Annotated in this window: 21 protein-coding genes; 14 read left to right on the top strand and 7 right to left on the bottom strand. The window is 43.9% G+C overall.

The window, feature by feature from the left end:
• The first annotated feature begins 6 nt into the window (after nt 1-6).
• On the top strand, nt 7-1968 hold the full coding sequence (parE, locus tag GK047_RS08230) for a DNA topoisomerase IV subunit B (protein WP_163944046.1): 1962 nt from the start codon (nt 7-9) through the stop codon (nt 1966-1968).
• Between the two features lie 33 nt (nt 1969-2001).
• A complete protein-coding gene (gene gyrA, locus GK047_RS08225) occupies nt 2002-4437 on the top strand; it encodes a DNA gyrase subunit A (RefSeq protein ID WP_163944043.1) in 2436 nt (811 codons plus the stop codon).
• Here the strand turns inward: gyrA and GK047_RS08220 are convergent.
• Nucleotides 4434-4601 carry a hypothetical protein gene (locus GK047_RS08220; RefSeq protein ID WP_163943842.1) on the bottom strand — a complete coding sequence of 56 codons (168 nt, stop codon included), beginning with the start codon at nt 4599-4601 and terminating at the stop codon, nt 4434-4436. The genes gyrA and GK047_RS08220 overlap by 4 nt on opposite strands.
• 310 nt (nt 4602-4911) lie before the next feature.
• Between GK047_RS08220 and GK047_RS08215 the strand changes: the two genes are divergently transcribed.
• On the top strand, nt 4912-5316 hold the full coding sequence (locus GK047_RS08215) for a MarR family transcriptional regulator (protein WP_163944040.1): 405 nt from the start codon (nt 4912-4914) through the stop codon (nt 5314-5316).
• Nucleotide 5317: 1 nt separating this feature from the next.
• Here the strand turns inward: GK047_RS08215 and GK047_RS08210 are convergent, their stop codons facing one another.
• Genes GK047_RS08210 through GK047_RS08200 form a run of 3 tightly spaced genes read right to left on the bottom strand, consistent with a single transcriptional unit; the run spans nt 5318 to nt 8077 of the window.
• Nucleotides 5318-6028, bottom strand: a complete 711-nt coding sequence (locus tag GK047_RS08210; RefSeq protein WP_163944037.1) for a pseudouridine synthase — start codon at nt 6026-6028, stop codon at nt 5318-5320.
• A 3-nt stretch (nt 6029-6031) separates the two neighbouring features.
• On the bottom strand, nt 6032-6898 hold the full coding sequence (locus GK047_RS08205; RefSeq protein WP_163944035.1) for a class I SAM-dependent methyltransferase: 867 nt from the start codon (nt 6896-6898) through the stop codon (nt 6032-6034).
• 54 nt (nt 6899-6952) lie between these two features.
• Nucleotides 6953-8077 carry a peptidylprolyl isomerase gene (locus GK047_RS08200; protein WP_163944032.1) on the bottom strand — a complete coding sequence of 375 codons (1125 nt, stop codon included), beginning with the start codon at nt 8075-8077 and terminating at the stop codon, nt 6953-6955.
• A 221-nt stretch (nt 8078-8298) separates the two neighbouring features.
• On the opposite strand from GK047_RS08200, the gene glgB reads away from it, so the two are divergent.
• The 9 genes from glgB to GK047_RS08155 all read left to right on the top strand — a co-directional run bounded on the left by glgB (nt 8299) and on the right by GK047_RS08155 (nt 19080).
• On the top strand, nt 8299-10302 hold the full coding sequence (glgB, locus tag GK047_RS08195; protein ID WP_346010305.1) for a 1,4-alpha-glucan branching protein GlgB: 2004 nt from the start codon (nt 8299-8301) through the stop codon (nt 10300-10302).
• Nucleotides 10245-11402: a glucose-1-phosphate adenylyltransferase gene (locus tag GK047_RS08190; RefSeq protein ID WP_163944029.1), complete on the top strand. Its 1158-nt coding sequence runs from the start codon at nt 10245-10247 to the stop codon at nt 11400-11402. The genes glgB and GK047_RS08190 overlap by 58 nt, the downstream gene beginning before the upstream one ends.
• Complete coding sequence (gene glgD, locus GK047_RS08185; protein ID WP_163944026.1) at nt 11399-12508, top strand: glucose-1-phosphate adenylyltransferase subunit GlgD; 1110 nt, start codon at nt 11399-11401, stop codon at nt 12506-12508. Before GK047_RS08190 ends, glgD begins: the two co-directional genes overlap by 4 nt.
• 180 nt (nt 12509-12688) lie before the next feature.
• Nucleotides 12689-14122: a glycogen synthase GlgA gene (gene glgA, locus GK047_RS08180; protein ID WP_163945228.1), complete on the top strand. Its 1434-nt coding sequence runs from the start codon at nt 12689-12691 to the stop codon at nt 14120-14122.
• A gap of 124 nt (nt 14123-14246) precedes the next feature.
• Entirely contained in the window at nt 14247-14444 is a 198-nt protein-coding gene (locus tag GK047_RS08175) for a hypothetical protein (protein ID WP_163944023.1), read from the top strand.
• Nucleotides 14445-14522: 78 nt separating this feature from the next.
• A complete protein-coding gene (gene cls, locus GK047_RS08170) occupies nt 14523-15977 on the top strand; it encodes a cardiolipin synthase (protein ID WP_163944020.1) in 1455 nt (484 codons plus the stop codon).
• Between the two features lie 127 nt (nt 15978-16104).
• Nucleotides 16105-16758 carry a hypothetical protein gene (locus tag GK047_RS08165; RefSeq protein WP_163944017.1) on the top strand — a complete coding sequence of 218 codons (654 nt, stop codon included), beginning with the start codon at nt 16105-16107 and terminating at the stop codon, nt 16756-16758.
• 200 nt (nt 16759-16958) lie between these two features.
• The gene (locus GK047_RS08160; protein ID WP_205516567.1) at nt 16959-18020 is read left to right on the top strand and encodes a glycoside hydrolase family 113; all 1062 of its coding nucleotides are present in this window, start codon (nt 16959-16961) and stop codon (nt 18018-18020) included.
• 616 nt (nt 18021-18636) lie between these two features.
• The gene (locus tag GK047_RS08155; RefSeq protein ID WP_163944014.1) at nt 18637-19080 is read left to right on the top strand and encodes a NucA/NucB deoxyribonuclease domain-containing protein; all 444 of its coding nucleotides are present in this window, start codon (nt 18637-18639) and stop codon (nt 19078-19080) included.
• Nucleotides 19081-19378: 298 nt separating this feature from the next.
• On the opposite strand, the gene GK047_RS08150 is transcribed toward GK047_RS08155, so the two are convergent.
• From GK047_RS08150 to GK047_RS08140, 3 genes are all read right to left on the bottom strand, one after another.
• Complete coding sequence (locus tag GK047_RS08150; protein ID WP_163944011.1) at nt 19379-19600, bottom strand: hypothetical protein; 222 nt, start codon at nt 19598-19600, stop codon at nt 19379-19381.
• 189 nt (nt 19601-19789) lie between these two features.
• Entirely contained in the window at nt 19790-21454 is a 1665-nt protein-coding gene (locus GK047_RS08145) for a helix-turn-helix domain-containing protein (RefSeq protein ID WP_163944008.1), read from the bottom strand.
• 124 nt (nt 21455-21578) lie between these two features.
• Entirely contained in the window at nt 21579-22580 is a 1002-nt protein-coding gene (locus GK047_RS08140; RefSeq protein WP_163944005.1) for an ABC transporter substrate-binding protein, read from the bottom strand.
• Between the two features lie 249 nt (nt 22581-22829).
• On the opposite strand from GK047_RS08140, the gene GK047_RS08135 reads away from it, so the two are divergent.
• Nucleotides 22830-23525, top strand: coding sequence for a response regulator transcription factor (locus tag GK047_RS08135; RefSeq protein ID WP_163944003.1), 696 nt, complete (start codon nt 22830-22832; stop codon nt 23523-23525).
• A complete protein-coding gene (locus tag GK047_RS08130) occupies nt 23522-24595 on the top strand; it encodes a sensor histidine kinase (protein WP_163944000.1) in 1074 nt (357 codons plus the stop codon). Before GK047_RS08135 ends, GK047_RS08130 begins: the two co-directional genes overlap by 4 nt.
• The last annotated feature ends 29 nt before the right edge of the window (nt 24596-24624 follow it).

Below are 24624 nucleotides of genomic sequence, written 5' to 3'. Positions count from 1 at the left end.
GCTTCGATGACCGAGCAGCTAGAACAAATTGCAAATGGAAACGCCACGGCGTCGGATTATAATGCCGATGATATTCAAGTACTCGAGGGCCTAGTCGCTGTAAGAAAGAGACCAGGGATGTATATCGGCAGCACAAGCAGCTCTGGCTTGCATCATCTGATCTGGGAGATCGTGGATAATGCGGTCGATGAGCACTTGGCCAAGCATTGTTCGAAGATCAACGTGACGATACATAAAGACCAATCCATTACCGTGCAAGATAACGGTAGGGGGATTCCTACCGGGATGCACAAAACCGGAGTTCCAACACCACAAGTTGTATTTACGATACTTCATGCTGGAGGAAAGTTTGGTGGCTCCGGTTACAAGAAGTCAGGCGGACTCCATGGTGTAGGCGCTTCCGTTACGAATGCATTGTCGGAATGGTTGGAAGTGGAGATTTACCGAGATGGCAAAACGCACAAGCAGCGCTTTGAATATTGGGTGGATGAATTAGGAGTCGAACATGTTGGGGAACCTTCAACGGGTCTTGAAGTTATAGGCAATACGAACCGCACAGGAACGAAAGTAACGTTCAAGCCAGATAAACGGGTTTTTCAGGGCGGCACGACGATTAACTATGATACATTGGCAGAGCGGCTGCAAGAAATTGCTTTCTTGAACTCTGGTTTACAAGTGAATTTAAAGGACGATCGAACGGAAAAGCAGGATTCGTTCCAATATGAGGGCGGTGCCAGCCAATTCGTAGAGTTCCTGAATGAAGAAAAAACCGTCCTTCATCCCGTGATCCATTTTGCCTCAGAAAAAGATGAGATTGAAGTGGAAGTGGCCATTCAGTATAATGACGGCTACACGGAAACACTTGCTTCGTTTGTGAATTCGATTCCCACGCGTGGGGGTGGTACGCACGAAACTGGTTTTAAAACCGCGTATACCCGCGTTATGAATGAGTACGCCCGTAAAGCGGCGCTTCTCAAGGAAAAAGACAAAAATTTGGACGGCACCGACCTTCGTGAAGGTATGATGGCGGTTATTAATATCAAGATGGGCGATGTTGAGTTCGTGGGACAGACGAAGGATCAACTTGGAAGTGCCGTCGCCCGAAGTGTTGTAGATGCCATCGTTTCTGATAAAATGGCGGTATTCTTGGAAGAAAATCCGCAAATCGGACAAATGATGCTGAAGAAGGCTGTGCAAGCTTCAAAGGCGCGTGAAGCCGCGCGGAAGGCGCGTGAAGAAATTCGTAACGGCAAAAAAGGTAAAAGCGAAAGCTCTAACTTGAATGGTAAGCTGACGCCAGCGCAATCCAAAGATTTACAGCGAAACGAATTGTTCATCGTAGAAGGCGATTCTGCGGGCGGTTCGGCCAAGCAAGGCCGTGACTCGAAACACCAAGCGATTCTCCCCCTCAAAGGGAAGCCGATGAATCCCGAAAAGGCAAAGCTGCTCGACATTATGAAAAACGATGAGTACAAAGCTGTTATTGCTGCAATCGGAGCAGGCGTTGGCTCGGAATTTGATTCAGAAGAGACCAATTACGGCAAAATTATTATTATGACCGACGCTGATACAGATGGCGCACATATTCAAGTGCTGCTGCTGACTTTCTTTTATCGCTACATGAAGCCATTAATTGATTCAGGTAAAGTGTATATTGCGCAGCCTCCGCTATATAAGGTGACGAAAAAAGGCAAGAATGGGGGCCATCGCTACGCGTGGACCGACGAACAACTGCAGAAGGTTGTAAAAGAATTTGGGAAAAATTCAGAACTGCAGCGTTATAAAGGACTTGGAGAAATGAATCCGGATCAGCTATGGGAAACGACAATGAACCCAGAAACGCGCATTTTGCTTCAAGTTCAGATTGAAGATGCTGCTAAAGCCGAGCGTCGAGTTACGACGTTAATGGGCGATAAAGTAGATCCCCGGAAACGATGGATCATGGATAATGTCGATTTTACCGATTAAGACGAGTAGACCAAAAAGAGTGGTGACTAGAGATTGAGTATGTTAGAACAGTTTTTGCCTGCCTTTCTGGAGGAGGTCGTAGGCGATCGCTTCGGCCGGTATTCCAAATATATTATTCAGGATCGTGCGATTCCTGACGTTAGAGACGGTCTTAAGCCTGTACAACGGCGTATCCTGTACGCGATGTATGATGCTGGCAATACACCTGATAAATTGTATCGTAAATCAGCGAAAACCGTTGGTGACGTGATGGGTAATTATCATCCGCACGGCGATGCGCCAATTTACGAAGGTATGGTACGGATGGCGCAGCCTTGGAAAATGGCGCATACACTTGTGGATGGCCATGGAAACTGGGGATCGTTAGACGATGATCCGCCTGCAGCGATGCGTTATACTGAAGCCCGTTTGTCGGAAATTGCGATGGAATTGCTTCGAGATATCGAGAAGCGAACGGTTATTTTCAAAGACAACTTCGATAATACGACGAAGGAGCCAGTTGTGCTTCCAGCCCGTTATCCAAACTTACTTGTTAATGGAGTAAGCGGGATTTCGGCGGGATTCGCTACAGAAATTCCTCCGCACAATTTACGTGAGGTCATCGATGCTTGTATCGCAATGATTGACAAGCCAGAGATTACAATGGACGAGCTGATGTCAATCGTCAAAGGTCCCGACTTCCCAACGGGTGGTATCATCATGGGCGAGGAGGGAATTCGCGACGCATATCGGACAGGGAAAGGACGTATTCATATACGTTCAAGAACGGCAATTGAGGATATGCGCGGCGGTAGACAGCAGATCGTCATTACCGAAATTCCCTATCAAGTGGTAAAAGCACGTTTAGTGACAGCGATGGAAAATATCCGACTTGAGAAAAAAGTAGAGGGTATTGCCGAGGTTCGTGATGAAAGCGGTCGGAACGGCCTGCGAATTGTCGTCGAGCTGAAAAAAGAGGCGGACGCGCAAGGCATTCTTGCCTATCTGCTCAAAAAGACAGACCTTCAAGTGACGTATAATTTCAATATGGTCGCAATCGTGAATAAAGCGCCGCGTCAGCTTGGTTTCAAGGATATTCTAGAAGCATACATTGAACATCAGAAAGAAGTTGTTACGTTCCGTTCCCAGTACGAACTGGAGAAGGCTGAGGATCGCGCTCACGTGCTGGAAGGGCTCGTCAAAGCACTGAACATCTTAGATGAGGTTATTGCTGCGATCAAGGCGTCTAAGAACCGACAAGACGCGCAGGACAACCTCGTTGCGAAGTTTGGATTCTCAGAGCGTCAAGCGGATGCGATTCTGGTCTTGCAATTATATCGTTTAACTAATTTAGAAATTACTTCGCTGGAGAAAGAATTGCGTGAGGTTGAGAAGACAATTGCCTACTTACGCGGCATCCTTGGCAGTTTAAAAAAGCTGCTTGGCGTTATCAAGGATGAAATCGGCGATATTCGTAAAAAGTATGGCATTGAACGACGTTCTGATATTCAAGGCGAGGTAGAAGAGTTGAAAGTGAATCTGGAGGTCTTAGTGACACCAGAGGACGTTTTGGTAACGCTATCCAACGAAGGATATATTAAAAGGACCAGCAAGCTCTCTTTCACGAGATCAGGCGGCGAGTTGGAAAGCACAGGGGTGAAGGAAGGCGACTATGTACGATTCCTTCTGGATGTGAATACGATAGAGAGTTTACTGATCTTTACGAAAAAAGGTCAGTACTACTTACTGCCTGTCCACCAAGCGCCTGAGTTTAAATGGAAGGAAAACGGAACGGCGATTGTCAACATTATTCCGATCTCAAAAGAAGATCGAATTGTTAGTGTCATTCCGGTGAAAGGCTTCGAAGATCCTACCAAATCACTCGTTTTCGTGACGCGCAAAGGACAAGTCAAACGAACGGAGCTTAAGGAATATATGACGAACCGTTCAAACGGAATCGTCGCATGTAAGCTTGGTGAGCAAGATGAAGTATTGCAAGTTCACTTAAGCGACAATTCGAAAGAAATATTGCTTGTCACGAAACAGGGGATGAGTATTCGTTTCCGCGAAGAGGAAGTGAACCCAATGGGCCGAGCGGCCGCAGGAGTTCGCGGCATTCAGCTTAAGGAAGACGATGAGGTCGTCTCAGCGGAATGGATTTATGGGGATGAAGGAGAAGTACTCGTCATCTCGGATATTGGTTATGCCAAACGTTCCCTTGTTGTGGATTATCCAATCCAAGGTCGCGGAGGCAAGGGTATTCTCACCTTTGAATTCAAAGAAGGCAAGCGCGTAAGGCCGAATGGCTCTATGCTAATTCGAACCTTTATCGTGAAAATGGATTATACAATAACAGCGATCATGAACACTGGAGAGAAGCTTCGTTTCTCAACGGAGACTGCGCCGTTGGAAGATCGTAAAGCGCAAGGGAAACAAATCATACCGGTTACCAAAACGGAGGCCATTGTTGAAATCTTGCGATTTCCTTAATCGTAACTGATTGAAGGTGGATCCAGCTTCTCAATGAGTTGAAAAGCCATTTCTAATAGGACCCATAGGGGCATTGGTTCGTCTAACCGATCCAGCCACTGTGGGTCTTTTAACAACCCTGATTCCAGCGCTTTTTTGCCAAGCTCCATTTTCCAAGCGTCCACATTGAATCACTCCTTTGTAGCTAGTTACTTAACTGTTGTGTAAGTTCAAATGCGCATCAAAGCCTTAAGCCTACTTATTCCACAGTATATGTAAGGAGTGGCCCATGTGTTAATGCTCTCTCGCAAGCATGACTATCAAGATGAACCATCATATTAGGACAAGATGGTTGTTTTGTCGTAACTTATCGACAGCATGTCCTACAAACGATGCAGTAGTTGTCAGAAAATATTAATGCCATTAACCTTTAAACCATAGATAGGTCATGCTATACTTGAGTTAGGAGTAATTTGGAAGCGAGATGATAAAAGCGTGTATTCCAATGAATTCGGTAAGCTATGGCTTAAACTATCCAAAGAATTGAAAGCTCAGATGGAAGCCGGTCTGGCGCCAACCCTCACGGAGGGCCAACTTCATGTACTAGAGCTGCTTAGTGCAAATGAGCGAATGAAGCCCTCTGATTTGATTGAATTTTTATCGACCACACCAGCGGCTGTAACAACGCTATTGGATCGCATGGAGAAGAATCAATTGATAGCTCGGGAACGAGATGAGAAGGACCGTCGTATCGTGTGGGTCAACGTGACGGATACAGGAAAGGCGGAATGCGAGAGAGGGACAGGAATCCGCGAAAAGCTGCTGAATTCGTATCTCAATCGCGTTTCCGCCCATAATCAGAAACTGCTTATTTATTTATTGGGGAAAGTTGCTAATTAACTTACCAGGTATGTGTAAATTCGCGCCAAGGGTACTGCTGAGGCGGTAACGACCGGAAGCTTAAGGTCTCTTTCAGCGTAGGATGCTCGAAGGCAAGTTCCGTTGACCAGAGCGCAAGCTGCTGGCCGGGCTTGTTGACGGTACTCCCGTAGCGTTGGTCGCCGTAGAGCGTACAGCCGATGGCTGCCAGCTGTACCCGGATTTGGTGCGGCCTACCGGTGTGCAGCTTCACCCGGAGTAAGCTGAGCCCATCTTGGCTGCCGAGCAGCCAATAGTCGAGCACAGCTTCCTTGGCTTCCGGCTGGCCTTCTCTGACCACGCTGACGGTATTCGTCCGCGTGTCTTTCCGCAGCCAGTGCCGCAGTGTTGCAGACGGCTGTGGGGGCTTACCGTGTACGACAGCGACATACGTCTTGTCGAAGGCTCTCGTCCTTACCGCGTCCGATAGTCGGGACGCGGCTTTTGACGTTTTGGCGAATACCATAACGCCTCCAACGGGACGATCTAGGCGGTGAACAAGCCCGAGGTAAACATTGCCTGGTTTGCTGTGACGGTGCTTAAGATCAGCCTTCAACAAGCTAAGCAGATCTGGATCGCGCGAGTCGTCCTCTTGCGTCGGCATGTTGACGGGCTTCTCAACCACAAGAATGTGGTTGTCTTCAAACAGAATCGGAATCTGTGAAGCTTCCGAGATATCTCTTGATCCTGCCACCCTTTACGCCTCCCAGCGTCCCAGAATGCCGCAAGGCAGCATCAAGCCGGAATGGGTGATAGGCAGACCGATTTCACCGCTGGAAATCGTACCACCATGCTTGTTCTTCATCGCCATGGAGAGGATGTTATGAAGGACAGTGGATGAAATACCTGTTGTGTAAGAATTAATCAACAGAAATAGCGGATCGTCCGTCAAGATGGACATACAAGTTTGGATGAACGGGTGAAGGTCATCCTCTAGCTTCCAAGTTTCCCCGTTAGGCCCTCTTCCATAGGAAGGAGGGTCCATAATGATTGCGTCGTATTTACTTCCGCGGCGCTGTTCTCTCTGTACGAATTTGAAGACGTCGTCTGTAATAAAACGTACAGGACGGCTGCCCATACCAGACAGCTGAAGATTCTCCTTCGCCCAATTGACTACGCCTTTGGAGGCATCCACGTGACAAACCTCCGCACCTGCGTAAGCGCAAGCCAGCGAAGCTCCGCCAGTATAGGCAAAAAGGTTGAGAACCTTAATCGGACGGCCTGCTTGTTGAATTTTCTCGATCATCCATTTCCAGTTGACAGCCTGTTCTGGGAACAAGCCGGTATGTTTGAAGCCTGTCGGCTTAATATAAAACGTCAGTTTCTGGTCATAAGTAATCGTCCAACGTTCTGGCAGTTCCGAGTGCTGCTCCCATTGTCCGCCTCCGCTGGAACTGCGGTGATAGTGGGCATCGGCTGACTTCCAAGCCGGTGTTTCTTTTTCAAGCGGCCATATAATTTGAGGATCCGGTCTTCTTAGCACGTAAGTGCCCCAACGTTCTAGCTTTTCGCCGCCGCCGGTATCCAGAAGCTCATAATCGGTCCAATCTTTTGCATAAAACATGCTGTAATCCATCCTTCAACTTGTATACTTGGTCAAACACCCATTGTACACCATTTATTGTCCTAAATCGATCTTTTCAATCAAGGCTGGCAGTTCTTTTTCCATAAAAGCTTGCGAATGTTCTTGTGACAGCTCGTTTTTGATTTGAGCTTTTACAGAATCAAAAGTTTTCACACTGCGTGATTCCACTTTCATTACGTGATAGCCGAATTCTGTTTCTACAGGGTCACTGATTGTATTCAGAGTCAGACTGATTGCAGCTTTCTTAAATCCAGCAACCCACTGGCTCACTTCTACATCTGAATAAAGACCGCCATTGTCTTTGGAACCTGGATCGTCTGAGTAGGTTTTAGCTAGACTGGTGAAGTCTTCGCCGTTTTTCAGCTTCTGCTGCACTTCTTTGGCGCGAGCAAGTGCTTCTTCTTTTGTTCGAAGCACTTTTTGAGTGGCGCTGTCATTCAGGCCAATCAGGATATGACGGAGCGAAGCGATGGTGTAGGCACCTTCGTTTGCTTTAAGGATTTCGTCATATTTGGCTTTTAACTGCTCATCTGAGATACTTGAGTTGATATAACTTTGCACACTTAGGCTTTCTACAATGGAGTTGTACAAGTCAGCCTCGGTTAGCTTGATCTGTTTCAATTGATCGACTGCAGCCGATTCAGTAATTTTCGTTTTCCAAGCTGCAATTTGCTTCGATGCGCTATCCTTAGCGGCTGCCAGATCGGTCTCTGAAGCCTTGCTGGATAAAATCCGGTTCTGAATCAGCTCTTTGACTATGTATTGTTGAAATTCAGGATCATTTTGAGAGGATGCATAGTCTGGGTAAAAGAAAGTTTGCAGTGCCAAATACGTTTCGAACTCGCCTTTGGTCACCTTACCACCTTTGTAAGTCGCTACGATATGAGACGGGTTGCTGCCGATCCAAATCGTTTCATTTGTTTCATCCCACTCCACAGCTTTCCCAAGTGCTTCACTTACAAATTTAAGGGGTACATAGGTGGAGCCCTCGTAAATAAACCCTTTTCCTTCTGCGGGTGCTTTTTCAACACCGTCAAACATATACTTGAGGTTTCGGAAAGCTACATCAATTTGACTGCTTGCAGCAAACGCTGCTGTGCCACTCAATAAGGAACCGATCGTCAAGCCGACAATAAGTCCTTTCATTTTGTCCTTCATTGCTAATATTCCACCTTTCAACATGTTCTATCTTAACAATTCACCATCTCTCAAATAATTCCCTTTTTTTCTTAGGAGAAAATTGAAGGATTTCTTTACTCGCTTGTAGTATTTGTACTCTATAGAAGGAGCTGGAAGTCAGCTTTCATCCAGTCATCTAGGCGTTTAGATAGGTTGCGAGCACGGAGTTACCGCTACTAGATGAATCAGGAGGTGATTGTGTGAGGACGCAAGGTATTCTCAGCGCAGAAGATTTATTTTTACTTCATGAAGGGTCACTTTACCACAGTTATCGACTTTTGGGCGCACATGTCAGCAAGACGTTGGGGCAAGAAGGCGTTCGCTTTGCGGTTTGGGCGCCACATGCCAGACAGGTTCATCTACTTGGAGATTTCAACGGATGGATCTCAGGGACTCATCGAATGGAACGACTGAGCTCACTAGGGGTATGGATATTATTCGTGCCAGAAGCCCGCGAAGGCGATTATTACAAATTCGAAATTCATAGTCAAAGTGGACAAGTACTGTTGAAAGCAGATCCATATGCTTTTTACTCTGAGCTTCGTCCTGGTACGGCTTCCCGTATTGTTGACTTGGCTGGTTATGATTGGCAGGATCAATCGTGGCAGCAACACAAACAGAACAGTCCCCTTTATGATAAACCGCTCTCTATTTATGAGGTGCATTTAGGCACATGGCGTAAAAAAGACCTTCAAAGTGAAGAATTATATACGTATGAGCAATTAGCACTCGAACTCGTAGATTACGCGGCAGACATGGGGTATACACATATTGAGTTAATGCCGCTCGCAGAGCATCCTTTTGACCGCTCGTGGGGGTATCAGGCGACGGGGTATTACTCGGTTACAAGTCGCCACGGTTCGCCGAAGGATTTCATGCATTTCGTCGACCGCTGCCATCAGCGCGGAATTGGCGTTATCATGGACTGGGTGCCAGGCCATTTTTGCAAAGACGATCATGGTTTACGACAATTTGACGGTAGTCCGCTATACGAATATGAAGATCCACGTAAAGCAGAGAAGCTGGAATGGGGTACGCTCACATTTGATTTTGGAAGACCAGAAGTTCAAAGTTTTTTGATCTCCAATGCGGTCTTTTGGATGGACATGTATCATATGGATGGGATACGGGTGGATGCCGTAGCGAGCATGCTCCATTTGAATTTCGGCAGATGGAATGAGACGCCTATTCATAATCAGTTCGGCGGGAATGATAACCCGGAGGCTGTAGCTTTTTTGCGTAAGCTGAATCAAGTTGTATTTTCATACTTTCCGGATGCGCTCATGATGGCAGAGGATTCCACTGACTGGCCGTTAGTAACGGCACCTGTTCATGATGGCGGGCTTGGGTTCAACTACAAATGGAATATGGGCTGGATGAACGATATGCTGAGGTATATGAAATTAGATCCGATCGCCAGAAAGTATCATCACAAGCTGATTACTTTTTCATTTATGTATACATTTTCGGAAAATTATATTTTACCGTTTTCCCATGATGAGGTTGTCCATGGTAAACGTTCGCTCCTGCATAAAATGCCAGGCGATTATTGGCAAAAATTCGCTAATCTTCGCGTTTTATATGGCTATATGATGGGCCATCCTGGTAAAAAGCTGTTATTTATGGGCAGTGAATTCGGACAATTCGATGAGTGGAAAGATTTGGAGGAAGTCGATTGGTTTTTACTCGAACAATTCGACAAGCATCGAGAGATGCAAAGCTATGTGAAGGCGCTCAATCAATTTTATTTGAGTGAGCCTGCTTTATGGGAGCTTGATCATCATGCTCAAGGATTCCAATGGATCAATCCTCACGATGAAAGCCAAAGCGTAGTTACTTTTATGCGAAAAGGTAAAAAGGCTGAGGATGATCTGATTCTCATTTGTAATTTTACACCTGTCGTTCATCCCGATTACCGGATTGGCGTTCCAAAACATGGCGTATATCAAGAAGTATTTAACAGCGATTCACCAGCTTACGGCGGTTCGGGTCAAGGCAATTCTGAGCCTCGTTCTAGTGAATTACGATCCTGGCACGATTTCCCCTATAGTCTAGCTCTATGTATCCCGCCGCTTGCGGCTATCTATATCAAGTGCATTGACGTATGCCAAACCGAGATTGAGGAACTTGAAGGGGGAAATCAGCTATGCGCAGCAAAGAATGTGTTGCCATGCTCCTCGCAGGAGGAGAAGGACGAAGATTAGGCGTATTGACGAAAAATTTGGCCAAACCCGCTGTTCATTTCGGCGGTAAATACCGAATTATTGATTTTACTCTTAGTAATTGTACGAATTCTGGCATAGATACCGTAGGCGTACTGACGCAGTATCAGCCTCTTGTTCTGAACTCTTATATCGGAATTGGGAGTTCATGGGATTTGGACCGCAAGTATGGCGGCGTAACGGTATTGCCACCCTTCATGGAGCAAAAAGGCGGTGACTGGTACAAAGGCACAGCGAATGCGATTTATCAAAATATTGGATTTATTGAACAGCATGACCCTGAATATGTATTGGTTATCTCAGGTGACCACATCTATAAAATGAATTATGATTTGATGCTGGATTACCATAAACAGAAAAAAGCAGATGCTACGATTGCTGTAATTGAAGTCAAATGGGAAGAAACGAATCGTTTCGGAATTATGAGTGTAAATGACCAGCAGGAGATTACGGAATTTGCTGAAAAACCAAAAGAAGCAAACAGTAATCTAGCTTCAATGGGGATTTATATTTTCAATTGGAGCGTGTTGAAATCTTATTTAATAAAGGATGAGGAGAATCCGCATTCCAGCAAGGATTTTGGCAAAGACATTATTCCGTTAATGCTGAAGGATGAAGCCCGCATGTTTGCCTATCCATTCGAAGGTTACTGGAAGGATGTTGGGACTATCGGTAGTCTTTGGGAAGCGAATATGGATTTGCTTGACGATAAAAATGAGCTGAATTTGAACGATAAAAATTGGCGCGTGTATTCCCCGAATCCTTACCAACCTGCTCAATATATTGCCCCAATGGCAAATGTGCGGCGCTCACTTGTGAACGAGGGTTGTGCGATTTTTGGCGATGTTGATCATTCTGTCTTATTTTATGGCGTGCAGGTGGGAGAGGGTACTGTAATTCGTGACTCTGTAATTATGCCAAACGCAAAAATCGGCAGTCATGTAACTATTCATAAAGCGATTATTGGCGAAAATACGATCGTAGAAGATGGCGCAAACATCGATGGAAAAGGTGAAATTGTATTGATTGGCGGCAATGAACGAGTTGAGGGAATACAAATCAGAAGGGATGAGTTCAAATGAAGCATGTGATGGGTGTCATCAATTTAGTGAATGAACCGGATGATTTGGAGGAACTGACTTATTTTCGCTGTCCTGCTTCTGTACCTTACGGGGGGCGTTATCGCCTAATTGATTTTACACTTTCTAGCATGGTGAACTCTGGAATCGATAATGTCGCTGTATTCACTCAGCATAAGTATCGTTCTCTGATGGACCATTTGGGTTCGGGAAAAGAGTGGGATTTGGACAGGAAGCGAGGCGGATTATTCGTACTTCCTTCTGTTACGGATGAGCCCACAGGCATATCCCGCGGAGACTTGTACCAATTCTACAGTCACAGGGATTATTTCTACCGGGGTAAGGAAGAATTCGTCATTATTTCGCGCAGCCATATGGTTTGCAACATCGATTTGAAGGATGCGGTGCGTTATCATGAGGATACGCAAGCGGACATTACAATCATTTATAAGCAGACGGATGAGGAGATTCACGGTAAATTCCGTCGTCTCGCGGTAAAGGATAGCGGTCAAGTGACGGTCATGGAAGATCATACAGGACGCCTTCGCACAAATAATATTTCGATGGAAATGTACATCATGAGCAAAGCGCTCTTGCTCGACATGGTTGAATCCTGCTTGGCTCAAGGCTATGATCATTTGGTCCGTGACGGTATTATGAAAAATATTGATAAGCTTAGCGTTTATGGCTATCATTTCGAGGGGCATGTGGGTGTTGTAAATTCCATTCAAGGCTATTACAAGCACAGCATGCAGCTTCTAAATCCAGTGATTTGGAGAGAGCTATTCTTCCAGAAAAATCTGGTTTATACGAAAGTCAAGGATGAGCCGCCAGCTAAATATTTGGACAGCGCAGCTGCCAAAAACGCTCTGATTGCCAACGGGTGCACGATCGAGGGGAAAGTTGAGAATAGCATCCTGTTCCGCGGTGTGAAAATTCGTAAGGGTGCTTATGTAAAGAACAGCATCATTTTGCAAAATTGCGAGATCGAGGAAAATGTTATCATTGAAAATGCCATCCTTGACAAAGATGTCTTCATAAGCCGCGGTCGCGTGCTCACAGGCGACAACAAAGCACCTTTCATCGCTGCGAAGACGAAGGTAATTTAAAAAATCAGCCTCACAATCTAGGAGGTTGACCGGCAAATGGAGAACGAGGAACCGAGCTTAGGTAATCTAAGTCAGTACCGAAGTTCCCCTTTTTTAGTTCAAGATTTGAAGACGAGGCGTCATTCGACAAGCTTCGTTCTCAATGATGATTTTCGAAATAAGGGGAGAGGGAGTGGGATGATGAGGATCTTGTTTGCTGCATCTGAAGCCGTACCATTTGCCAAAACAGGAGGCCTTGCCGACGTCATTGGCTCGCTGCCAAAGGAACTCATCCGTCAAGGACTTGATGTGCGAGTGATTCTGCCTAAGTATGGTGACATTCCAGCGGTATATCAAGAAGCGATGACTTCTGTGGCTGTATTTGATGTGTATGTAGGCTGGAGGAGACAGTACATTGGGATCGAAGTGCTGCAGCACGATGGCGTAACATTCTACTTCGTAGATAATGAATATTACTTTAAACGGACGGGTCTTTACGGTTTTGGAGACGAAGCGGAGCGCTTTGCTTTCTTCTGCAGGGGGGTAATCGAGGCGCTGCCCATTCTTGATTTTCAGCCTGATGTGATACACTGTCACGATTGGCAAACAGGTATGATTCCTGTTTTGTTAAAGGCGCATTACAGTCATCTGCCATTTTTTCATCAGATTAGAACAATTGCAACCATCCACAACCTGAAGTATCAGGGTGTTTTCAGTCAAACGGTATTGAAAGATTTGCTCGGATTGAGCGAAGATCATTTCACAGGTCTTGCGCTCGAGCTGCATGGGGGCGCTAGTTTTCTTAAAGGTGGGCTGCTCTATGCAGATCGCATTACCACGGTAAGTCAAACCTATGCCGAGGAGATCCAAACGCCTTATTATGGAGAATACTTGGACAGCCTGTTGCGTCATCGCAGCCACCAGTTAACGGGAATTGTTAACGGTATTGACTATGAAGTGTTCGATCCACTGACGGATCCGTATTTAGTTGTGAATTATCGGGATTCACTGCCTAAGAAGCAGGAGAACAAGCTGGCGTTGCAAGAACGTTTTGGTTTACCTATAGATGGCCATGTGCCGATGATTGCATTGGTTACCCGGTTGGTACAGCAGAAGGGACTGGATCTGATCCAACATGTACTTTCAGAAATCTTGTCTCTGGATATCCAACTTGTTGTTCTAGGGACTGGAGAGGCTAGCTATGAGCAAATGTTTCGTGAGGCAGCCCGGACACATCCTGATAAAGTATCCGCTCAACTGACCTTTAATGAAGCATTGGCTCATCAAATTTACGCGGCTTCAGATTTGTTTCTGATGCCTTCCCAGTTCGAGCCTTGCGGAATCGGTCAATTGATCGCACTTCGCTATCGTTCGGTGCCTATCGTCAGAGAAACTGGAGGACTTAAAGATACCGTTCAGCCTTACAATGAATTTGTTGGTGATGGAACTGGATTTACGTTCAGCCATTATAATGCTCATGACATGTTGCATACATTACGCCGTGCTTTATTTTTCTATAAGAATGATCGGGAAGCTTGGCTTCGGATTCAGCAAAATATGAAAAAAGGCGACTTTAGTTGGAAAAAATCAGCTCAGCAATACGTCGCTCTTTATAAAGAAACGATGAATGATTGATCATATAGAAAAGACTGGAGGCCCAAGGGTTTCCAGTCTTTTCTATATGATCTCTCTTTAGAATCCATCTCCAGTTGTCGATAAAAACAATACCAGATGAACTATACCTGAGAGGCAGTTGTTTATGATGAGCCGGATAGAAAATTATTTCACAGATGTCGATTTGTATCATTGCATGCTTTTTCATACACCAGTTGAGGTGTGGTTTGATGGTGAGTTGGAAGATTCAGGTGCATTGGTGGAGGCTTATACCGACGATGTTATTAAAGTAGGCGGGGTGTATTATTTGCGAAAACTTTGCCTAATTAAAAAAATAGCCTAACCAACGGCGAAGGCTCATAGGTAATGCGGCTATATTTAGGTATAATAGCCATATCAACAATGAATATGGAGTGTTGTTATGAGTTGGATTTCTAATTTACTTACAGGTTTATTCGTCATTAATATTTTACTTGCGTTGACAGTCGTTTTTCTTGAACGTCGTAATGTAGCTGCTACTTGGTCATGGCTCATGGTGCTCTTATTTATTCCGATTCTCGGTTTCTTACTCTATGTGATGCTCGGTCAAAACTTGAGCCGCAGAAAGCTCTATAAATGGAATCGGCAAATGCTAGAGAGGGTTAAAATGATTACCACGGAGCAAAGGCAGCAGTTAACTGATGGCACATTACCTTATGTCGACCCGATGGTCAGTCAATACCGCGATCTCATCTATTTGAATGTTGCGACAAATGATTCTTTCTTGACACAGGACAACGATGTTCACATCTTCACTGAAGGTGTTTCCAAATTCGACGACTTGATAGCGAAAATCGACGCCGCGCAAACACATATCCATATTCAATACTACATCGTTAAGAGCGATGAGTTGGGGCACAGAGTCATAGAGGCTTTGACTCGTAAGGCTAAGATGGGGTTACAAGTTAGATTCCTTTATGATGACATCGGTTCTCGCTCGCTGAAAGAAGCATTTTTTCGGGAATTTGTTCAAGCCGGGGGAGAAGTCGCCGCATTTTTTCCATCACGTATCCCGTTTCTGAATTACCGAGTTAACTATCGAAATCATCGTAAAATGGTCATTATTGACGGCAACATTGGTTACATGGGTGGCTTTAATATTGGCAACGAATATTTGGGTTTAAATCCTCGGTTCGGTTTTTGGCGAGATACACATTTGAGGTTAACTGGGAGTGTTGTGCTTGCGATGCAATCCCGGTTTATCCTGGATTGGAACTTAGCCTCCTCATCGCCAATGGATGTTTTGCCAGAGTTTTTCCCAGAACGGATGGAAAGGGAAGGACAAGGGACTGTGCCCATGCAAATTGTTGCTAGCGGTCCTAACGAGGCGTGGCCGCACTTCGTTTACACATTTCTGAAAATGATTCATACAGCGAAGAGTCGGATATTGCTTCAAACTCCTTATTTCATTCCAGAAGAAAGTATGCTGAACGCTTTACGTATCGCTGCGCTGTCAGGAATTGATGTGAGAATTATGATTCCTCAGAAAGCAGATCATCTCTTTGTTCATTGGGCTTCCCTGTACTATGTGGGGGAGTTGCTTAGGGCCGGTGTGAAATGCTACTTATATGATCAAGGTTTTCTTCATGCCAAGACGATTGTAGTCGATGGGAAACTGGCGTCGGTTGGCACAGCAAATTTCGATATACGGAGTCTGCGTCTCAATTTTGAAACGAATGCGCTCATCTATCATGCTGAAACGGCTAAAAAACTGGAGCATACCTTCTGGAAAGATATGGAGGGGTGTCTGGAATTGACATTAGAAGAATATGAAAAGCGGTCTCTGCGCATCCGATTTTTGGAATCCATATCAAAGCTCATTTCCCCAATTCTTTAGATTTGTTTGTCCCAAAAACGCTTGAATGTCTTTACTGTGAGGGAAGTCGTTATCATATTGTTTTCAATAGTTGGAAATAGTATAGTAAATGTTAGTAGCAGATATCGATTTATGGGAGCATGGGTAAATGGACTTCCTTCTTTTTATGTTCTTTGGCATTCTTGAAACATACGCGATCTACCTTTTAGCGTTTCGTTTTTTTAGATTTGAAATTGATGTTGTTTCCATCGTATTTGCATGTGTAATCGCCAGTTTCATTTCCTTCTCGTTAAGAGAGATTTATGGCTATGCTGGATTAGACATTTTCGTTCAGCTAATTTTGGTTTTTTTGTTTATATGGCAGTTGTTTAAAGTGCATGTGTTCTATTCAGCTCTCTTAAGTGTTACAGGTTTTATTACGCTGTCGATTATTCAGACCATTCTCTTGATGGCATTGAAGCTAATGGGGTTCATGCAGGATATCCCAGGGAGTCACTCACCAAGTGGTTACATGCTACAAGTTTTAACGGCAGGTTGTGTTTTTTTAACAAGCTATTTTATTCAAAAGAAGAGGCTTGGTTTCACGTTCGTGCCCAAAAGCAGTTATAGCACCATTGCTTTTACAGCAAGTAATCGAATGGCTATAGGCATCGCCATGTTTTCACTATTTCCACTAGGTTTGATATATCTATTATTTAATATGCAAGCGGATCAATTATTTTTCCTTATTCCGATTTCTCTGGGTGCTGTCTTATTTGCTTTATTGCATTGGGCAAATAAGAGAGAGCTGCGCGACGAGTGAGGGCAACATAGTGTCCCGACTCATGATCAAGAATAGAAGATTCACTTATTCTTGATCATGGGTCGGGATTTTTTGTTTACAAATAATTTTTATAATTATACGAAATATGACTAAAAGTAACTATTTGTCGAGAATGGAAACAGATATAATAAACTTAATAGTTAAGGGTATTTGTCTAAATATAGAAGGAGGTAAGGGAGGTGCCGATTCGCAAAATCAAGATTTTTGTTTGGGCGACAAGCGCTGTTATCATCGTAATTGCCGCTGCCATTTTTGTTCAATGGAACACGTATACTCCCTCTGATTTCATGCAAAAAAAAATAAAATCGGGTAATTTGTCAGTTGATTATTCCATCGATCAAGCGTTACTTGATGTGGATCGACTTTCTCTGAATGCAGTTAATGTTCCTGTGATGATCTTGGTTGACAATCTGGACGCAAGCACGATGAAAGTGGATCAAGGGAGCTTGCAGAAAGCCAAAGCAGTAATAAAAAAACTCAAAAAGCGCAAAATAGCCGTCATTTTAGAGCCCTATCCATGGATAGCAGCGGGTGAAAAGTACGAGACGGATTGGAACCCTTCCGATGTGAACCGATTTTTTGACAATTGGACGCATATGGTATTGAAGGAACTGATCGATAAAGTGGCTGTTCCAGAACGGGTAGACGTGTTAATGATGGCCTCTAATCTAAGATACTTAGAGCCTTATGATGAACAATGGGTAAAAACCGCCGATGAGGTAAGGAAGCACTATCAAGGATTCCTTACCTATAAGACCAACTGGTGGTTCACTGCAGAGGGCGACGAATCAAGTAAACGGGAATATCGTTACAAGCTGAATAGTCAGTTTTTATCGATGATGGACTACATATCAATCGGCTCTTATTTTGAATTATCGGATCAACCCGTTAATACTGTGGAGCAATTAAAAGAAGCTCTTTATGCATCTAAAGTATACAATAGGCGACAACCTATTGTTGAAGAGATTGAACAGTTGCATCAGCGTTGGAATAAACCGATCTTTCTGGGTGAGCTTGGCTTTCCTAAAAGGAATTATGCTGCTAAACATCCTTGGAATCCCTCGCCTTCTGACGTGTACAACGGAGAGGAGCAAGCAAGAGGGTTCGAAGCTTATCGGCAGGTATTTACGCAGGATTGGTTTCTAGGATTTTCGGTGTTCGCTATCGGGGAAACTGGGGACGATAAGCATTATTATCCTTCTGAGGAGAGCGCCGCGGTTATTAAGAAATGGTTTAAGTGACCATTGTTAAATCATTGCGAAGTAGTTAGCGATTTCAAAGTGGGCAGCCCGATGAATTAGCAAGCAACGATAGATGGTCAAGAGATCGTTTTTGTGAAAGGGAATATCGTAAATATAGAACCGGAAAAGGTTTTGGTCTACACAACGTTTGACCCACATTCAGAGCTTGAAGATATTCCTGCTAATTACCTTGAAGCTAGTTAAATGTTTGGAGTGGAAAACCGTTATATTTTCTTATAGATGTCCATATAAATGATAGTGGGAAGTGAATAGTATTTTCCGTGGGAGAGGGGAACCAAAGCGAGGAGCTTCTATTCTGTTCATGGAGGCGAAGAAAAATGAGTAAAAACTCACTCATTCAACTGCTCGTGTTGATGGTTATGATCATCGAACTGGCGACTCAATCGGGTAAGCTTTAACTTCCCTAATAAACGAGAACAGAGCCAAGAAGGATCAACTCTGCTCTCGTTTATTTCTTTGAATAACCACCTGCAATTTCATTAATCTTAGGGTGAGTCTACCAACTGGTAGGCTTATTTTCACATTTACATCAACCTCTTCAAAAATACGTTCCCATCTCTTATAATTAAGTCTTGAATCAGAGGAGGCGAGAACGATGAGAAAGTCAACTAAGAAAATCCTATGGTTTTTAGTTGTAGTAATCTTAATTGCAGGGGCCTCGTATGCCTCCGGCACAGATATCTTCAAGAGCAGCACGAGTAAAACGCATCCTGGATCCGTGGCAACAATTGTTTTCCCTAGTGATCGCTATCCAGAAACGGCTGCGCATATTAAATCTGCTATCGCACACGGAGAGTCCGCAGTGTGTACGATTAATAGAGAAGGAGCTGAGCAAAATCGCGGCGAATCTCTCAAGGGAATTCCTACCAAAAAAGGGTATGATCGAGACGAATGGCCGATGGCCATGTGTGCGGAAGGCGGGACTGGTGCTGATATTAGGTACGTTACTCCTGCAGATAATCGAGGCGCAGGCTCGTGGATATCTAATCAGCTCGAAAAATATCCAAATGGTACAAAGGTTGAAGTTGTAGTTAAATGAAATTGTCAATGCAAAAGCGATAGGCAAAACTATGAATCGGCCGTATTTGGAATCCGTTCAGGAGGATCATTATCCCCATCATGAACGGAAGCTCCAAATAAAAACAAAATTAAAATTAGTAACCATAGCATCTGGATCATAATTATCCCCACCTCTTTACTAAGATGAGCTCAGTTTAGCAGAAATAGAATAAAAATTCTGTCTGAAAACAAACAAAAATGTAAGTTTAGGTCGAAAAATGCAACAATTTTTTTAATCGAAACCTGGAAAAGGAACTATAGCCCTCCCAATGGGAGATTCACAGGAGTTCACTCTGAATGATGATGCTCGTTAGATCGCAAGTCATATCTTTTTTGAAATCATGGATACATCTTAATGCATCTTGCTCATCCATGCCTAAAATTTCAGTGAAGTAAACGATCATGTGATCGTAGATCGTATCGTAGTTTTTAAGTTCTTGAGGATTCTCAGATACATATTGTTGATGTTTTTTGATATAAATTTCAGTAACATGGTTCAATGATTCGGCCCCCCGATTGATATTCAACCAATTTAACACATGTGTTCGTCATATTTAGACATTTACAAAAAAATAAAATAAACCCTCTGTCAGGTTTCAAACTTTTGATTTCATGCAGCGGCTGATTTTGAATCGAGAAGAAGGGCATTATCCATCCATTCTAGGGATAAACCAATCGTTTCATAACAACTATGACGTCCTGGCTAGCAGTAGGGGGAGTGCTTGGAGCAGCCTCTCTCTTGTTAGTGCATCGCCTAGATTCCAATGCAACGCATTTACTTGATAGACATAGCCGTTGCGAACTGCTGGTAGTTTACGCCATAACGAACTTTGCATAAGAGCATGCGTAGCTTGCCTGGAAATCTCATTATGGCCTAAGAGCATAAAGATTCGATCACCTGCATAAGCGGATAGCTGATCCGTGGTAATTTCCATAAAGGCTTGCCCTGAAGCTAATAGTTCTTGAATTTTATCACCCGGCTTGAAGCCAAAGGGGTGATAGAGTGCTGAAGAAAGCCCCGTTGTGCCCATTACAAATAACCGATTACCATGATCAAAAATGAATACGGAGGCTGTTTCGTCAGTCTTCATATGGGATTGGAGATCGAGCCACATGGTGGATTCTTTGGCGGTATAAGCGTCAAGCCACAGTTTGGCTTCTTTTTGCTTACCAAGTAGATCTCCCAGCGTATGAAGGCGCCGCTCCAAAGGAGCAAAAGAATTAAAAGTAACCGTGGGTGCAATTTGAGATATTGTACTGTATAGGTTCTCGTCCTCATTGGCCACTATGATTAAATCAGGTTCAAGCATACGTGACTTATCCGAATTAAAAGGATGGCCGATATCGTGGATATCATCCAGATGATCCTCATAGATCGTTCCTCGTATGAAGGTCGAAGCACTGCCGATCGCCTCAACTCCAAGGGCAATCAGATCGCCGAAGGTTTCCCCATGATAGATCACCCTCTGTGGCATGACAGGAATGTCGACCTCATGACCGGTCCAATCCATGACACGAACTTTTCCACGCATTCTTCGTGCATATTGCTTAGGCGTGATGCCTGCTGTGTTGCGAAAGCGTCGATTAAAATAATATTCATCCGCAAACCCGACTTTTGCAGCAATTTCACGAAGGGGTTCGTCTGAGCTTCTAAGTAATTCTTTGGCGTGGTTAATTCGGAGGTCCGTCAAGTAGTCAAGAGGTTTCTTGCCGGTCAGCTCTTGAAAGATGGGCGTGAATTGCCATTGAGATACATTAGCAAGCTGGACAAGCTGCTTGACAGTGATATTCTCCATATAATGACGATTCAAATATTGAATCGTATTCTCAACAGAATGCGTGGCGCTGAGTGAATGATCCGAACGCAGATTATGCTCGAGCACAAAGCCCATTAGCTGCATGAAGCGTAGTTGCTGGGTATACCATTCTATGTCCGAGCTGCAATCTCTGCCTGCATACAATTCCTCGATTAACCGAATCAGACGAGAGAAAGGATAAGCGGATAGCTCATAACGGTTAGGAATAATAGGGTGGGTATAAACGACAGTTTCATCATTGGGCTTAGATTGTAAAGTAGTAAAAGTGATGAGAAAATAACTTGTCTCACAATCGAAGTCGCTCTGGACACATAGCGAAGATCCAGGGGGGACGATGTAACTCTTACCAGGCGCAAAATGATATTGGTTGTTATCGATATATAGAACGCCTGTTCCAATTTTGAATACGAATAAATGATGCCTCTTGCAAACAATGCGTTCAGACTTCCAGTTAGCTGGGTGTTCCTTGTGGGCAACTTCTAACAATTGGAACAGCAAGGAACGAAGTGGAAGAGTAGTTACAATGGGTTGAGTCACCTGCTGAGTCCCCTTTTTTAATTGAGAATGATTATCACTTTCTCTATTGTATAAAAAATAAATAAGCTTTTCAACGGTTAGTTGAAAAGCTATCGACAAGATCCTGTATGATGAACCAAAACGTTTAATGATTTAGCAGTTTTGGCAGTTCGATAAGAAGAGACTCCCTAGTCGTCGCGTCACTTGCTGATTTGCGAATATCAATTTGATAAACCTTATTGTTTTTTACAGCAGGTAATGCTTTCCATATTTCGCTTTGCATCATTTCAGCAGTGAATTTAACAGCTTCATCTGCAACAGGCGTCAGTATGAAAATACGATCTCCTACTACTTCTGGAAGCAGCTCCATGGAAATTTCCTGAAACCCCTTTTTTTCATCTAGAACGCTCTGGATTCTCTTGGTAGGTTTGAACCCATCCTGATGATATAAGACTTGAGAAAGGCCAGTCGTCGCCATGACGAATAAACGATTTCCAGGGTAATAGGTTAAAACACTAGCCGTTTCTCCAGGCTTCATGCCTTGTTCTTTAAGAAGTTTCCACATCGATTGTTCCTGGACATGATGAGCCGCCAGCCATTGTTCGGCCTGCTCTTTCTTACCGAATAAATCACCTAAAAGATGCATGCGATCATCCAATGACGCAAAGGTGTCAAACATGATTGTAGGAGCTATTTTGGATAATGCTTCGAATTCTTTATCGTCCGTACTTCCGGTAATGATGAGATCAGGCTGCAGCTCAAGTATCTTCTCAAGGTTCATTGGGAAGCCAGTATCCTCCATTTTCTTAACTTTGTCTTCGAACACCATGCCATCTACAAACGTTTTCCCGCCTCCGACAGGCATTAAGTCCAAAGTGAGCAAGTCACCAAACGTTTCCCCCTGAAAGACGAATCGCTGAGGTTTAACGGGAATTGTCACCTGGTGTCCTTTATAATCGGTATAGCTGTGTGTCGTGGGGGTGTTTTCCTTTGCGTTAGATGTGGGTGGGCTGCTAGAAGCTGCTATATGGTTCTGCGCTATCTTTGAACTCCCTGTTCCTTCTGTTTGTTTGCTGCATGCCGCTAAGAATGACCCTATAAGGGTTAATATGCATAGCAATGCGAGGAGATTTCGTCTTTGCATCATGCTGTCTACCTTCTTTCTTTTACTCTGAAAATATTGATAATGATTCTCAATGTAGATAAATATCATCATATATAATTGAAGAATTGTAGGCAATGGACAAATTAAATATACTGATTTTATTTTGTATAAAATACTCGGAGATAGCAGTAATCGCTAATCTTTGTGTTGATTCTTGTAGGCTAGGAATAGTGTTTCCTAGTGGGTTCAGCTATAATTTTTTGTACATGCAAGTAACGGAGGTGATCCAGTTTGAGAACTGTACTCATGGTGGATGATGAGGAAAAAATTAGAGAAGTGGTCGTATCCTACTTGCAAAAAGAGGGTTTTCGCACACTAGAAGCTGCGAATGGCAAGCGCGCATTGGAGCTAGTTCACGGTGAAAGAGTGGATCTAGTTATTTTGGATTTGATGCTCCCTGATCGATCTGGTGAAGAAGTATGTCAATCTATTCGGCAATATTCGGCAGTTCCAATTATTATGCTGACAGCAAAAGTCACAGAGGATGACCGCGTTCGGGGACTGACCATGGGAGCGGATGATTATGTGTTAAAGCCTTTTAGCCCACGTGAATTAATAGCTAGAGTAAAGGCAAATATTCGTCGTTCACAGGAAGATGCACTTTTGGCTGAAACGATATCCTTTCAATCTGGTGATCTTGTTATTCATACGACATCACGTGAAGTCGTGAAGAAGGGAGAATTTGTTGCTTTAACCCCTAGCGAACATAAATTGCTCTTTACGCTAGCACGTCACCCTGGACGAATTTTTACGCGTGAGGATCTCATTCAGAAGGTGCTAGGTTATGATTTTGAAGGTGATGTCAGGGCAATTGATCAGCATGTGAAGAATCTTAGGCAGAAAATAGAATCTGATCTGAAAAATCCTGTTTATATTCTAACTGTCTTTGCTGTCGGGTATCGATTTGGGGGAGGATTGTCTTCATGAGAGGATTATATGCACGGTTCGCGATTGCCTTTATTGGTATTGCTTCTGGCGTCATACTTATTTCGACGATTGCATTTATTGTGGAGACCCACTACCATTTTTCTCTCTACAAGCAGCAAGCGACGGATAGCGGGATGAGCTCACCGGCATTTGATAACCATTTTGAGCAAGCGCTTGTGCAGTCTGTTCTGTGGTCAGCTATCCTAGGCATTGTATTTTCTATTGTAATAAGTCTTGTTATTGCTAAAAAAGTTACAAGTCCTCTTATTCATATGAAAAGAATCGCGGAGCGAATGGCAGGAGGGGAATTTACGGCAAGAACTACGATTAAGGGCAATGATGAACTCGCTCAGCTAGGTGCTTCTCTTAATTATTTGGCCGAGCAGCTCCATTCACAGGAGCAATTACGGAAAACACTGACTGCGGATGTGGCACATGAGTTAAGAACACCGCTAGCAACACTTAAAAGCCATGTTGAAGCTATGATTGAAGGTGTTTGGGAACCTACGCCTAAGCGACTAGCATCTTGTTATGAAGAAATCGAGCGACTGCGCTATCTCGTAGGAGATTTGGAAAAGCTAACCGAAATGGAGTCTTCCCATTTTACGCTAGTATTAAATAAAGAAAATATGTCCGCAATCTTAGAACATCACGTTGAGGCAAGCCGAGCGGCCTTTGAACAAAAAGGTGTTGGACTTAATGTGTACAGTGACGCACTCGTTCAAGTTAGAGTGGATAAGCAGCGTATTGGGCAAGTATTCGTTAATTTGTTAATGAATGCATTAAAATTTACCCCTCATGGCGGTGAGGTTACGATTGACTTGCATAATGAAGACCAACTAGCAGTTTTTTGTATCAGAGATACGGGAATTGGCATTTGTGATAAGGATATTCCCTATGTATTCGAACGTTTTTATCGTGCGGACAAGTCTCGTGACCGTAAAACGGGAGGCAGTGGAATTGGCTTAACCATCGTGAAAAGATTAGTCGAGGCCCACAGTGGGACAGTCCATCTTCAGAGCGCCGTAGAAGAAGGTACAACGGTAACAATAAGATTTCCTCTGAATTAACGATCTGATCTACACAAGATATACATAAG

The organism is Paenibacillus sp. SYP-B3998 (assembly GCF_010820665.1).
Taxonomy (GTDB): Bacteria; Bacillota; Bacilli; order Paenibacillales; family NBRC-103111; genus Paenibacillus_E.
The sequence above is the reverse complement of the archived record's forward strand: the minus strand, read 5'-3'. Positions and strand labels throughout refer to the sequence as shown.